Source organism: Ruegeria sp. HKCCD7559 (assembly GCF_013110575.1).
Classification (GTDB): domain Bacteria; phylum Pseudomonadota; class Alphaproteobacteria; order Rhodobacterales; family Rhodobacteraceae; genus Ruegeria.
In genome coordinates this window covers 85739-99572 of record NZ_WVQU01000003.1, presented here as the reverse complement: position 1 = coordinate 99572, position 13834 = coordinate 85739, and the positions used below count along the sequence as shown (strand labels likewise).

Annotated in this window: 13 protein-coding genes; 7 read left to right on the top strand and 6 right to left on the bottom strand. The window is 58.7% G+C overall.

The window, feature by feature from the left end; genetic code table 11:
* The first annotated feature begins 21 nt into the window (after positions 1 to 21).
* Positions 22 to 465 (top strand): NUDIX hydrolase, encoded by a 444-nt coding sequence (locus tag GS605_RS10990; protein ID WP_152459593.1) that lies wholly within the window; start codon positions 22 to 24, stop codon positions 463 to 465.
* Here GS605_RS10990 and GS605_RS10985 read toward each other — a convergent pair.
* The gene (locus tag GS605_RS10985; RefSeq protein WP_171724016.1) at positions 462 to 1736 is read right to left on the bottom strand and encodes a PP2C family protein-serine/threonine phosphatase; all 1275 of its coding nucleotides are present in this window, start codon (positions 1734 to 1736) and stop codon (positions 462 to 464) included. The genes GS605_RS10990 and GS605_RS10985 overlap by 4 nt on opposite strands.
* A gap of 163 nt (positions 1737 to 1899) precedes the next feature.
* On the opposite strand from GS605_RS10985, the gene GS605_RS10980 reads away from it, so the two are divergent.
* Complete coding sequence (locus GS605_RS10980) at positions 1900 to 2229, top strand: Hpt domain-containing protein (RefSeq protein ID WP_170345824.1); 330 nt, start codon at positions 1900 to 1902, stop codon at positions 2227 to 2229.
* Here the strand turns inward: GS605_RS10980 and ilvA are convergent.
* Together ilvA and GS605_RS10970 are read right to left on the bottom strand one after the other, a co-directional pair.
* Entirely contained in the window at positions 2226 to 3452 is a 1227-nt protein-coding gene (ilvA, locus tag GS605_RS10975; protein ID WP_171724015.1) for a threonine ammonia-lyase IlvA, read from the bottom strand. The genes GS605_RS10980 and ilvA overlap by 4 nt on opposite strands.
* A gap of 58 nt (positions 3453 to 3510) precedes the next feature.
* A complete protein-coding gene (locus GS605_RS10970) occupies positions 3511 to 4278 on the bottom strand; it encodes a hypothetical protein (protein ID WP_171724014.1) in 768 nt (255 codons plus the stop codon).
* A gap of 141 nt (positions 4279 to 4419) precedes the next feature.
* Here GS605_RS10970 and GS605_RS10965 point away from each other — a divergent pair, with 141 nt between their 5' ends.
* The 4 genes from GS605_RS10965 to msrA all read left to right on the top strand — a co-directional run bounded on the left by GS605_RS10965 (position 4420) and on the right by msrA (position 7306).
* Positions 4420 to 5646: an argininosuccinate synthase gene (locus tag GS605_RS10965; protein ID WP_152459598.1), complete on the top strand. Its 1227-nt coding sequence runs from the start codon at positions 4420 to 4422 to the stop codon at positions 5644 to 5646.
* A 32-nt stretch (positions 5647 to 5678) separates the two neighbouring features.
* Positions 5679 to 6083, top strand: coding sequence for a DUF1810 domain-containing protein (locus GS605_RS10960; protein ID WP_171724165.1), 405 nt, complete (start codon positions 5679 to 5681; stop codon positions 6081 to 6083).
* 79 nt (positions 6084 to 6162) lie between these two features.
* Positions 6163 to 6444: an SCP2 sterol-binding domain-containing protein gene (locus tag GS605_RS10955; protein ID WP_171724013.1), complete on the top strand. Its 282-nt coding sequence runs from the start codon at positions 6163 to 6165 to the stop codon at positions 6442 to 6444.
* A gap of 259 nt (positions 6445 to 6703) precedes the next feature.
* Complete coding sequence (gene msrA / locus GS605_RS10950; RefSeq protein ID WP_371807757.1) at positions 6704 to 7306, top strand: peptide-methionine (S)-S-oxide reductase MsrA; 603 nt, start codon at positions 6704 to 6706, stop codon at positions 7304 to 7306.
* Here msrA and GS605_RS10945 read toward each other — a convergent pair.
* On the bottom strand, positions 7303 to 8175 hold the full coding sequence (locus GS605_RS10945; protein ID WP_171724011.1) for a ribokinase: 873 nt from the start codon (positions 8173 to 8175) through the stop codon (positions 7303 to 7305). The genes msrA and GS605_RS10945 overlap by 4 nt on opposite strands.
* Positions 8176 to 8178: 3 nt before the next feature.
* Positions 8179 to 10434 carry an NADP-dependent malic enzyme gene (locus GS605_RS10940; protein WP_171724010.1) on the bottom strand — a complete coding sequence of 752 codons (2256 nt, stop codon included), beginning with the start codon at positions 10432 to 10434 and terminating at the stop codon, positions 8179 to 8181.
* A 161-nt stretch (positions 10435 to 10595) separates the two neighbouring features.
* On the opposite strand from GS605_RS10940, the gene mutS reads away from it, so the two are divergent.
* Positions 10596 to 13211: a DNA mismatch repair protein MutS gene (mutS, locus tag GS605_RS10935; RefSeq protein ID WP_171724164.1), complete on the top strand. Its 2616-nt coding sequence runs from the start codon at positions 10596 to 10598 to the stop codon at positions 13209 to 13211.
* A gap of 58 nt (positions 13212 to 13269) precedes the next feature.
* Here mutS and GS605_RS10930 read toward each other — a convergent pair whose 3' ends face one another.
* Positions 13270 to 13833 (bottom strand): nucleotide exchange factor GrpE, encoded by a 564-nt coding sequence (locus GS605_RS10930; protein ID WP_171116719.1) that lies wholly within the window; start codon positions 13831 to 13833, stop codon positions 13270 to 13272.
* Position 13834 lies beyond the last annotated feature (1 nt).

Sequence of the window (13834 nt, the reverse complement as noted above, 5' to 3'; positions counted from 1 at the left end):
TCGGGTTGAAAGGGGCCATACATGATCAGGCGGTTCGGTGAAACCCCCGAGACGGGGCGGAAATACACCCGAAGGGTGGGCGTATATGCCCTTTTGCCACGTGGCGGCCAATTGCTGTTGACCTGTCAGACCGAACCGGGCCCGGATCTGCAATTGCCGGGTGGAGGCATCGATCCGGGCGAATCACCAATTTCGGCCTTGCATCGCGAAGTCTATGAAGAAACCGGGTGGCACGTTGCCAACCCGCGTCGCATCGGCGCTTTTCGTCGGTTCACCTATATGCCCGAATACGATCTGTGGGCCGAAAAGGTCTGCCTGATCTACCGCGCCCGTCCCGTACGCCGCAAAGGCCCACCGAGCGAGGCATTCCACGAAGCACTGTGGATGGAAGCCGCCGATGCCGTTGAATTGCTGGGCAATGACGGTGACCGGCACTTTGCGGAAATGCATCTCAGTTCGCTTTAAGGCCCGTTATATTCAAAGAAAATGGCGGATACGTCATCCCCAATGCCATCTTTGGGCGAAATCTCCTGGGTCAATCGCCAGAACATGTCGTCCAGAAACTCCGAGCCGCCCTTTTCAGAAATGCACTGCTGGGCCATCTGTCGCAAACCGTCTTCCTCTAGCAAACCGCCTTCGGCAAGCTGACATTCGGTAAACCCGTCCGAATACACCAACAGTTTGTCGCCGGGTTTCATGTGAATCTCGATTTGCTGAAAACTCGCATCTTCGATCAGCCCGATCGGCAACCCGCCATCACCCAGAAATTCAGTGCTGCCATCCTGCCGCAGCAGAAGCGGATGCGGATGCCCGGCCTGCACCATCTTGAGATGCCCGTTTCGAAGATCCACAATGGCGTAGACCATCGTAAAATATTCCTCGATCCCCTCATCCGCCATCAATCGGGAATTGAGCATGCTTGCGACGTCTTCCGGAGGCAGCAGTGCATAGAATTTGTTGAACCTCTTTTCCATTGCGACATTTTGATCGAAATGCTTGCTGGAAAGATAACCGCCCAGACGCGCCGTCATCATGGCCGAGGTGATGCCATGCCCGGATACATCTATGCTGTAGAACCCCAGCCGATTGACCCCGGGCGAGAACATGCCAACAAGGTCTCCTCCGATATGGCCGCAGGGTTTCAACAACAGGCTGACCCGGGATTTTCCAAAGCTCCGCGTAAATTCCGGAACCAGCGATTCCTGGATTTTTCGGGCCTGCATGAGGTCCTTGTCGATCGCGTCATGCGCCAGCCTGAGTTCTTCCAGCGCGGATTCGATCAGGCGGTTTTTCTGTGAAAGCTCGCGCTGCATGTCCAGAATGCGCGCGCCTGCGGATATGCGCGCCCGCAACTCATCCGCCTCCAGGGGTTTGATCAGAAAATCGTCTGCCCCGGCATCCAGTCCGCGCGCAACCTCCTGCTTTTCACTTTTGGAAGTCAGAAGGATGAAATAACAATATTGATCGGTATCCAGGGCGCGAAACGCATTGCAGAATTCAAGCCCGCTCATCCCCGGCATGACCCAATCGCTGAGAACAAGATCAGGCGGATCGTCCAGACAATGCGCCAGGGCCGCATCGCCCGTATCGGCCTCGACCACCTCAAAGCCCCACTTTCTGAGCGATGCGACCAGTATGCGCCGCTGCAAACGGCTGTCATCAACAACCAGCACCTTACGGATCGCGCCGAAATCCAGATCTGATCTGGTTTCCTCAAGACTCGCCCTTGGCACCATTTACCCTCTGACCTGATGCGTTCATTCACACAGGGCGATCCTAGTGGCGACGGTTTTAACATCCGGTGAAGACCGAAGGCCGCAATCCCGCTTGGCTGTTAACCCGGTTTTTACTGGTGTTGCCTATTCCTGAAACCGCATGTTCAACAGCAGGTGACGCAGTATGATCCACTGGGGCAGAGTCCGACAATTGCGGGACGAGGTTGGCCCGGATGAGTTTGATGAGGTGGTCGACATCTTTCTGGAGGAAGTGCAGGAGGTCATCGCCCGCCTGCATCAGGATACAAGCCGGTCCGAGCTGGAACAGAACCTGCATTTCCTGAAGGGCAGCGCGCTCAGTCTTGGATTCGACCAGTTCTCGAAACTCTGTCAGGACGGCGAACGGCAGGCGGCCGCGGGTCAGGGCGAGGATGTCGATCTGCCCGCTATTCTGGCCGTATTTGACAGCTCGAAACAGAAATTCGAGGCTGAGCTGCGCCAGAATCTGGATTAAATCACGAACTGCGCCAGCGTTTCGTCTTCGGTTATATCCGTGTAGGTGAACCCTGCCTCATCCAGATGCGCGAACAGACGCATGAAGTTTTCAGGCTTGCGGGTTTCAATCCCGATCAGAACCGAACCGAAATTGCGCGCCGATTTTTTCATGTATTCAAAGCGGGCGATATCGTCCTCGGGGCCGAGAATACCCAGAAACTCCTTCAACGCGCCGGGGCGCTGCGGCAGGCGCAGGATGAAATACTTCTTCACCCCGGAATAGCGTTGGGCGCGTTCTTTGACCTCGGGCAGGCGTTCGAAATCGAAATTGCCTCCGGATGTCACGCAGACCACGGTCTTGCCCCGTACAAAGCTTTGAATATCGCCCACCGCTTCGATCGCCAGCGCGCCGGCGGGCTCCAGAACAATGCCTTCGACATTCAGCATCTCGATCATGGTGGTGCAGATTCGGTCCTCGGACAGAACCAGCACATCCGACAGATGGCGTGATTTCAACAATTCGAACGGTTTCTCGCCAATTCGGCCGACCGCAGCGCCATCGACAAAGGTATCCACATGATCCAGCGAAACAGGGTGCCCTGCAGCCAAAGCAGCGCGCAAACAGGCACCTCCGGCCGGTTCGACAAACAGACAATGGCTGCGATCCCCGAACCATGTGGCCACGCCAGAGGACATGCCACCGCCGCCAACCGGCAGAACGATATGATCCGGCACACCGCCCAATTGCTCTTCGATCTCGACCGCCAGTGAGGCCTGGCCTTCGATGACATCAGCGTCGTCAAAAGGAGACAGGAAATATCCGCCCTGTTGCGTGCACCAGGCTTGAGCGGCCGCCAGAGTATCATCGAAATAGTCGCCGGTCAGATGGATCTCGATATTGTCGCCGCCGAAAATGCGGGTCTTTTGAATTTTCTGCTGGGGTGTCGTTACCGGCATGAAGATCACGCCGCGCACGTCCAGATGCTTACACATGAACGCCACGCCCTGCGCGTGGTTGCCAGCACTGGCACAGACAAACAGGTCCTGCCCCTGCTGCTTGCGCATGGCATTGAACGCACCACGGATCTTGTAAGACCGCACCGGGCTGAGGTCTTCGCGCTTGAGCCAGATATCGGCGCCGTAGCGGTCAGACAGATGGGCATTCCGCTGCAATGGCGTCGCCGGAAACACAGAGCGCATCGCCTGTTCGGCTGCGCGGGCGCGGGTCATGAAATCAGTCATGCCCGTTTCCCTGCCCCATCATCGCGATAAGGGCAAGGAATACATATGTGTACGCCGCTCAGGACAGTTCGCGCTTTTCGATGAAGACGCCGTACATTGTGGTAAAGATACTGACGTTGATCATCGGAAGGATGAGCGTGCCGAAGAACACGGTCAGTAAAACGCCCAGCACCGGTATTATTGCCAAGGCGGCGAAAGCCAGCTGCACCAACACCTGGAACAGGAATGCAACGAGGAGCAGCAACAAGATTGCACCACTGACCCCGGATGTGTTGTTCCATGCCTCACCGAGCGATATGGGATTTCCTATCGCCGCCGCGGGCAGAATAATTGACAGGCGATAGAAGCATACGACCAGAAAAACGGAGTATGCAATCATCAGAATGATCGAAAGCCCTGCAAAACCTTCGCCTAATGCAGCAGCGACCAGACCCATGGGGATATACGCGATCACCATCAAAATCCCCAACATCAGGAAGCGACCGAAATAGGCAAGAATCCTGTCGAAACGGAATGTCGGAAGTATTCCCGTGGGGTACTCTTCCATCAGGATGAACCGGTGCCATGACACCGCGATCCAGAACATGGTGACGAACATTACCGCCAGCAAAACGACCACAAAAACAAAGGCTGAACCTGCGGTTACACCCGGTGGCAGATCGACTGCGTTTTCATCCAGCGCCTCAAGCGGAATACCAAGCGCCATGAACACGCCCACGATGATGATTGTCGCAATTAGGGCAGGGCCAACCGTAATCTGCAGCACCTGCTTGATGTTTCCAAATACCATCCGCACCGAATGCACAAATATTTGCCATCCCAACATTTGAAACCGCCCCTTCAACCAATGCTTGTTATTCTCTGCACCCGTTTCACCTCAATTCAGGTACTGCGTCAATCCTCACAACTTGCCCCCACGTCGAAAACCCGCTAGGGGCCAATCGTCTTACGCATAAGGGGAAGTCAGATGTCCGCGCCCAAGAAAGTTGTTCTGGCCTATTCCGGTGGCCTTGATACCTCGATCATCCTGAAATGGTTGCAGACCGAATATGGCTGTGAGGTCGTCACCTTCACCGCCGATCTGGGTCAGGGCGAAGAGCTGGAGCCCGCTCGCAAAAAGGCCGAGCTGCTCGGGATCAAGCCCGAGAACATCTATATCGAGGATATCCGCGAGGAATTCGTGCGCGACTTCGTCTTCCCGATGTTCCGCGCCAATGCGCAGTACGAAGGTCTGTACCTGCTGGGCACGTCCATCGCGCGCCCCCTGATTTCGAAACGTCTGGTCGAAATCGCCGAAGCCACCGGTGCCGATGCGGTCGCCCACGGTGCCACCGGCAAGGGCAATGACCAGGTACGGTTCGAACTGGCGGCCTATGCGCTGAACCCCGATATCAAAGTGATCGCACCCTGGCGCGAGTGGGACCTGACCAGCCGCACCAAGTTGCTGGAATTTGCGGAACAGAACCAGATCCCGATCGCCAAGGACAAGCGCGGCGAGGCCCCCTTCTCGGTCGATGCCAACCTGCTGCACACCTCGTCCGAAGGAAAGGTTCTGGAAGACCCAGCCGATATGGCGCCCGACTATGTCTATCAGCGCACCGTCCACCCCGAGGACGCGCCCGATCAGCCGGAATTCATCGAGATCGGCTTTGAAAAAGGCGACGCGGTCAGTATCAATGGCGAGGCGATGAGCCCCGCGACCATCCTGACCAAGCTGAACGAATATGGCGGCAAGCACGGCATTGGCCGACTGGACCTTGTTGAAGGTCGCTTTGTTGGCATGAAGTCGCGCGGCATCTATGAAACACCCGGCGGCACCATCCTGCTTGAGGCGCATCGCGGCATCGAATCCATCACCATGGACCGGGGCGCGATGCATCTGAAGGATCAGTTGATGCCGCAATATGCGGAACTGATCTACAACGGCTTCTGGTACTCGCCTGAACGTGAAATGCTGCAAGCCGCCATCGACAAGAGCCAGGAACACGTCACCGGCACCGTGCGGGTGAAGCTGTACAAGGGTCTGGCCTCGACCGTGGGCCGCTGGTCGGATCACTCGCTGTATTCCGAGGCGCATGTGACCTTCGAAGAAGACGCGGGCGCCTATGATCAGAAAGACGCCGCGGGCTTCATCCAACTGAACGCGCTGCGGTTGAAACTGCTGGCCGCGCGCGACAAGCGGTTGTCCAAGTGACCGAAGATGACGGTCTGAACGACGAACTGGAAATGTTCATCGAAGCGCAGGATACGGTCTGGGCCGATGTCCTGCGCGAACTGGAACAGGGGCAGAAGACCAGCCATTGGATGTGGTTCGTTTTTCCGCAACTGGCCGAGCTGGGCCAATCGCATATGGCGCAGCTTTACGGCATCGAAGATCTGGATGAAGCCAAGCGCTATCTGAACCACCCGGTACTGCGCCACCGTCTGACGCAAGCGGCCTCGTTGATGTTGCTGCATCAGGGGCGCGACGCCAGCGACATACTGGGCGGGGTTGACGCGAAAAAGCTTCGCTCTTCGATGACCTTGTTTTCCTCGGTGGCAGATGCTCCGGCCGAGTTCCAGGCCGTTCTTGACGCTTTCTACGATGGCGAGCCGTGCGCGCGAACCGTTCAGAGCCTTGGCGCATCGTGATCGGAAGTTCCAGTCGGGTCAGCCTTGCCTGTTCGATACCTGACGTTTTACGCATTCGGAAACTGCGAAAGGAACCCGGATGCTTCAGCATATCGCCAACGAAATTCAAAAAGGCCTGAACGGCAAAACCTTTGACGGCTCATTGAAATTCGATTGTGGCGAGGACGGCGTGATTGTTCTGGCCGACAGTCAGGCATCGACACGAGACCAGGAAACGGATTGCACGATCCGCATCTCGCAGGACAACCTGATCAAGCTTCTGACCGGAAAACTGAACCCGATGACAGGTGTCGCTTTGGGCAAGCTCAAAATCTCGGGCAATATGGGCGTTGCGATGAAACTGGGGCAGCTGCTGGGTTAAGCCGAAGGCAGGTTCACCGCGGAATTCCACCTCGCCGGGGCGCCCTGTCCCTCCGCCAAGACGGCCTGCGCAAGCTGTTCCACTGACATCCGCCGCCGATAAACTTGCCTCACCAGACCGTGACATCAGATGTCAGGCAATTGAATGTCATTCGGGTTCGGGTCACCTTGGTGCCGAAAGGAGACCCGACATGTCACGAACTGCTTTTCTGGAAGCCTTCAAACCGGCCATTCTTTTCACCCTGATCACGTTGGCTGCAATGTTGCGCGCTCTGCCCGCCCCCGCGGCAGGGGTCGAAACGCTGACAGTTGCGGGGGGCTGTTTCTGGTGTGTTGAGTCCGATTTTGAATCGGTACCGGGCGTTGTCGGGGCTGTGTCGGGCTATACCGGCGGCAATTCGGCCAACCCCACCTATGATCAGGTCTCCAAAGGTGGCACTGGCCATTATGAAGCGGTTCAGATCACTTTCGATCCGGCCCGGGTGTCACGTGAAACGCTGCTGAACATGTTCTTCCGCTCGGTTGACCCAACGGATGCCGGTGGTCAGTTCTGCGACCGGGGCGACAGCTATCGAACCGCAATTTTCGTCTCTAACCTGGGCGAAAAGGCGTTGGCGGAACAGGCGAAGAAAAACGCAGAGCGGGCATTGGGCCAAAAGGTGGTCACCCCGATCCTGAACGCGGGCACGTTTTACCCTGCCGAGGCCTATCATCAGGATTACTACAAAGGGAACAAGCTGATCTTTACCCGCTTTGGGCCGAAACGTCAGCAAAACGCCTATAAAGCATATCGCAAAGCCTGTGGCCGTGACGCGCGTGTCAAACAGCTTTGGGGTTCAGATGCGCCTTTCTCCGGCTCTTAATCGAAGGACGCGTCGCGCACTTCTCTCAGATCGGGAATGACATCCGCAGTCCCGTGCCGCGTGACCATCAGGGCAGCGGCGCGGTTCGCTTGCAGAATGGCCTGTTCCATCGGCATTCCCCGATCCATTCCAGCCAGTACGTAGCCGGTAAAAGTATCACCTGCCCCGGTGGTATCCACGGCCTGCACCTTGTGGGCCGAAAATTCCACCGGGTCATTGCCCTGCTGCAAATACCGGGCACCTTTTGAGCCCAGCGTGACAATGACATGCCGCACGGGCAGGTCAGCCGCACCCATCCCGGTTTCCTGCCGCAATTGTTCGGCCTCGATCTCGTTCAGGATCAGGAAATCCAGATAGGGCAGAACCGCCTGAACCGCCTGTGCCTGAAACGGTGCAGCGGCATAACACACGGTCAATCCAAGTTTGCGCCCGAATTGCGCAGCTTCGACCTGTGCGTTGGTTTCATTCTGCAAGATCAGCAGATCACCGGTGCTTGCCGATGATAGCGCCTGCCCCAGATGGCTGATATCCAAAGCATGGTTGGCCCCCGGATAGAGGATGATCAGGTTCTCACCCTCGGCGTCCACCGCAATAATCGCGTGCCCGGTCGGCAGATCCACCTCAGAGATATAGCGTGTGTCCACACCATATTCCGTCAGTCGATCCTTCGCCCAGCGCCCATCATGCCCGACGGCACCGATATGGCTGACGCGTGATCCGGCCCGCGCAGCCGCCACTGACATATTGGCACCTTTCCCGCCAAGGAACCGGTCCAGCCCGTGGGCGGCCAGAGTTTCCCCTGGCGCAGGCAGATGCGGCAAGTCATAGACCATATCCGCGTTGATCGAGCCGAGGTTCCAGATTGTCATGGGTTACCCGATGTCGCACGAGGCCAGAATGGCCATGTTCAGAATATCGTTCGCGGTCGAGACGGTCGAGCAAATCTGAATCGGCTTGTCGACGCCCGACAGGATCGGCCCGATCACGGTGGCACCGCCCATTTCCTGCATCAGCTTGGTCGAGATGCTGGCCGAGTGCCGTGCGGGAACGATCAGGATATTCGCCGGACCGGTCAGACGCGAGAACGGATAGGCCGCCTGCTGTTCGACGTTCAGGGCGACATCCACCGTCATTTCACCCTCGTATTCAAAGTCGACGCCGCGCTGATCCAGAACAGCCGGGGCGCGGTGCATCTTTTCAGCACGTTCTGACACCGGATAGCCAAAGGTTGAGAAGCTGACAAAAGCCACGCGCGGCTCCAGCCCCATATGCCGGGCAACTGCGGCCGAACGTTCGGCAATATTCGCCAGATCGTTTTCGTCGGGCCATTCATGTACCAAAGTGTCGCCAATCAGGACAATCCGACCTTTATGCAGCAAAGCTGTCACACCGGCGGCACCGTTGGCGGCATCGGCATCAAACACATGGTTGATCCGGTCGAGCACATGCGCGGACTTGCGGGTTGCGCCGGTGACCAGACCATCACCATGCCCATGGGCCAGCATCAGCGAGGAAAACACGTGCCGGTCCCGTGCGGCCAAACGGTGAATATCTTTACGGTCAAAGCCCTTACGCTGCAAACGCTCATAAAGGAAATTCGAATAGGTCTCGAGATGCGCGGTATTGGCCGCATTCACGACCTCGATTTCACGCACAGCGTCGCCCAGGCCCGTGGCTTCCAGTTTGGTCTTAACATCGTCTGGCCGACCAACCACAAGCGCCTTGCCGAAACCTGACCGCTGATACATGACCGCTGCACGCAGCACGCGGGGATCATCGCCCTCAGCAAAAATCATGCGGCTTTGCGCCTGTCGCGCCCGGGCGTTCAGCCCGCGCAGGATGCTGGCGGTCGGGTCCATCCGGGATTTCAGACTCAGCTCATACGCGTCCATGTCGATGATCGGACGGCGCGCGGCACCGGTGTCCATCCCCGCCCTGGCAACAGCGGGCGGGATACGGTGGATCAGGCGCGGGTCAAACGGCGTGGGGATGATATAGTCCCGCCCAAAGGTCAGCGACTTGCCATAGGCCATGGCGACCTCATCCGGCACATCCTCGCGCGCCAGATTTGCAAGTGCGTGGGCACAGGCGATCTTCATCTCATCATTGATGGCGCGGGCATGAATGTCCAACGCACCGCGGAACAGGTAGGGGAAGCCCAGAACATTATTCACCTGGTTTGGATAGTCGCTGCGCCCGGTCGCCACGATGGCGTCCACACGGACCTCGTGCGCTTCTTCCGGGGTGATTTCCGGATCGGGATTGGCCATCGCAAAGATGACAGGATTGTCAGCCATGCTGGCAACCATATCCTGCGTGACCGCGCCTTTCACCGAAACGCCCAGGAACACATCCGCGCCCTTCATCGCGTCTTCCAATGTGCGCAGGTCGGTTGTGATCGCATGCGCCGACTTCCACTGGTTCATTCCCTCAGTCCGGCCCTGATAGATCACGCCCTTGGTGTCGCAGACGATGCAGTTTTCATGGCGGGCGCCCATCGCCTTGAGCAATTCGATACAGGCGATTCCTGCCGCCCCGGCCCCGTTCAGAACGATCTTCACATCCTCGATCTTCTTGCCCGAGATATGCAGAGCGTTCAGCAGACCCGCCGCGCAGATCACCGCTGTTCCATGCTGGTCATCATGGAAGACCGGGATGTCCATCTCTTCCTTCAGGCGCTGTTCGATGATGAAACATTCGGGCGCCTTGATGTCTTCCAGGTTGATGCCGCCGAAGGTCGGCCCCATCAGTCGAACCGCGCGGCAGAACTCATCCGGGTCTTCGGTGTCCAGCTCGATATCGATCGAGTTCACGTCGGCGAACCGTTTGAACAAAACGGATTTCCCCTCCATCACCGGTTTCGAGCCCAGTGCACCAAGGTTGCCAAGACCCAGCACCGCCGTCCCGTTCGAGATCACAGCGACCAGATTGCCCTTGTTGGTATAGTCATATGCGGTTTCCGGCGCCTCGGCGATGGCTTCACATGGGACAGCCACACCGGGGCTGTAGGCCAATGACAGATCCCGCTGCGTGGTCATCGGGACGGTGGCCTGCACCTCCCACTTGCCGGGGGTCGGGTCGAGGTGAAAGGCCAGCGCCTCTTCTTTGGTGATCTTCGCTTTGGGCATCGGATATGTCGTTTCTTTACATCTGTTGGGCTTTTGCCTCATAGCGCAGGCAAAGGCGCGTCTCAACGACAATACGTTTTCACCTTTCGTCGCAGGGGCCGGGTTTGTAAGGTCGCGCCGGAATACGCCAGAGGGGAGCAGCCTTGTCCAACGTCACGCCGATGATGGCGCAATACCTGGAAATCAAAGAGGCCCACGCGGATGCCCTGCTGTTCTATCGCATGGGCGATTTCTACGAGATGTTCTTTGAGGATGCCGTGAACGCCGCCGAGGCGCTGGACATCGCCCTGACCAAACGCGGCAAACACAACGGAACTGACATTCCAATGTGTGGCGTGCCGGTTCACGCCGCCGAAGGGTATTTGCTGACACTGATCCGCAAAGGGTTCCGCGTCGCTGTCTGCGAACAGATGGAAAGCCCCGCTGAAGCGAAGAAAAGAGGCTCTAAATCAGTCGTAAAGCGCGATGTCGTGCGACTGGTGACACCCGGTACGCTGACCGAGGATGCCCTGCTGGAAGCCCGTCGTCACAATTTTCTGGCTACCTATTCCGAGGTGCGCGACGAGGCCGCGCTGGCTTGGGCAGATATCTCAACCGGGGCGTTTCACGTGATGCCATTGACCTCGGTCCGGCTGAGCCCCGAGCTGGCCCGGCTGGCCCCATCCGAGCTGATCGTGGCCGACGGGGTGGAACAGCCTTTGCAGGAAACGGTACGAGATCTGGGAATTTCGCTGACACCAATTGGACGAGCCAGCTTCGACAGCACTGCGGCGGAAAAACGCATCTGCGGATTGTTTCATGTGAATGCTCTGGACGCGTTCGGGTCCTTCGGGCGCGCAGAAGTATCGGCGATGGGTGCCTTGATTGGCTATTTGGAGATTACTCAAAAAGGCAAACTACCCCTGCTGCAAACACCACTCAAGGAATCCGAGGACCGTGTTGTGCAAATCGACGCCGCCACGCGTCGCAATCTGGAACTGACTCGATCCCTGTCCGGCGGGCGCGCCGGATCGCTGTTATCCGTGGTGGATCGTACGGTCACGCCCGGCGGCGCACGGTTGCTGGAGCAGCGCCTGTCCAGCCCTTCGCGTACCCTCGATGTTATTCACGGACGGTTGGACGCGGTCAGTTTTGCGGCTGAAGACAGCCTGATCGCATCGGACCTGCGCGAGGCTCTGCGCAAAACTCCCGATCTGGACCGCGCCCTGTCGCGCCTGTCGCTGGACCGAGGCGGCCCGCGCGACTTGGCCGCCATCCGCAACGGGCTGGCGCAGGCGCAGGCAATTTCCGAAATCTGCGAAGGTCAGGACCTGCCGGTGCTGCTGGCGACTGCGGTGCAGAACCTTGTGGGCTTTGACGATCTGCTCGACCTGCTGGATCAGGCGCTGGTCGCCGACCCGCCGCTGCTGGCGCGCGATGGCGGCTTCATCGCGCCGGGTTTCGACTCCGAACTGGACGAGGCACGCACCCTGCGGGACGAAGGCCGCTCGGTCATTGCCGGGTTTCAGCGGAAATATGCCGAACATACCGGCATCGCCTCGTTGAAGATCAAGCACAACAACGTGCTGGGCTATTTCATCGAAACCACGGCCACCCATGCCGAGAAGATGCTGAACCCGCCATTTTCCGAGACCTATATCCATCGTCAGACCACCGCCAACCAGGTGCGGTTCACCACGGTTGAACTCAGCGAGATCGAAACCCGCATCCTGAACGCCGGCAATTTGGCATTGGAGATCGAGAAGCGGCTCTATCAAAGGCTTTCTGACAAGATTTTGGCGCAGGCTGCCCGCATCAATCAGGCCGCGCGCGGGCTGGCCGAGCTGGACCTAACCACCGCGCTGGCCGATCTGGCGCGGGGCGAGAACTGGTGCCGCCCGCAGGTGGACGGATCGCGCGCCTTCGACATCGTCGCGGGCCGCCACCCTGTGGTCGAGCACGCGCTGCGCCAGCAATCAGCCGATGCCTTCATCGCCAATGACTGCAACCTCAGCGCCGAGGACGGCGCCGCCATCTGGTTACTTACCGGTCCGAACATGGCCGGTAAGTCGACCTTTCTGCGCCAGAATGCGCTGATCGCCCTGTTGGCCCAGATGGGCAGCTACGTCCCGGCCGAGCAGGCGCATATCGGCGTGGTCAGCCAGCTTTTCAGCCGCGTAGGCGCGTCCGACGATCTGGCGCGGGGCCGGTCGACCTTCATGGTCGAGATGGTGGAAACCGCCGCCATCCTCAACCAGGCTGATGACCGGGCGCTGGTGATCCTGGACGAAATCGGGCGTGGCACCGCCACCTATGACGGCCTGTCCATCGCCTGGGCCACGCTGGAACATCTGCACGCCGCCAACCGCTGCCGCGCGCTTTTCGCCACGCATTACCACGAGCTGACCGCGCTGGCCGGTAAACTGGAAGGCGTCGAAAACGCCACCGTCGCGGTCAAGGAATGGGACGGCGAGGTGATATTCCTGCACGAGGTCCACAAGGGCGCCGCCGACCGCTCCTATGGCGTGCAGGTCGCGCAATTGGCCGGGCTTCCCGCATCCGTGGTCGAACGCGCCCGCGTGGTTCTGGACCAGTTGGAGAAAACTGAACGCGAGGGCGGCAAGCAGAAGGCGCTGATCGACGATCTGCCGCTGTTTTCCGCCTCACCGCCCCCGCCGCAGCCGGTCCCGAAAGCGTCGCCAGTCACCGATATGCTGGACCAGATCCTGCCGGACGAACTGACCCCGCGCGAGGCCCTCGATCTGATCTACAAACTGAAAGAGGCGGCCAGATCCTGACCGCCCCTTCATCTTTTCCCAAATACTCTCGCCGAAGGCACGCGCCCTTGGGCGCGTTTCAGCTTGCCGGGGTTGACGACACGCCCACCTGTGCCGGGCGCAGCAGACGATCGTGCAACATGAACCCTTCGGCGGACACCTGAATGATGTCTCCTGCCTTGGTTCCGGGGACAGGCGCCTCGAACATGGCCTCATGCACGTTCGGATCAAACCGGTCGCCCACTTCGGGTGTGATCACTTCGATTCCGTGCTTCTGGAACACGTCCTTCAAGGCGCGCATGGTCAATTCGACGCCTTCCAGCAAACCAGCAGCCACTTCTTTCTGCTCATCCGTCGCAGCTTCCAGGGCGCGCTTCATGTTGTCATAGACGGGTAGCATATCGCGGGCCAGCTTGGATCCGCCATACTGTTCCGCATCGCGGCGCGCCTTGTCGCTGCGCTTGCGCATGTTTTCGGCATCCGCCAGCGCGCGCATGAACTTGTCTTTATAGTCATCCCGTTCGGCCCGCAGCGCGTCCAGTTCCAGTTCTTCTTCGCTGATATCCATCAGCTCTTCGGCCAGCTCTTCGGCCTCGGCGGTTGCGATATCGTCCAGAAAATCTTCGTTCTTCGGCTCTGCCATC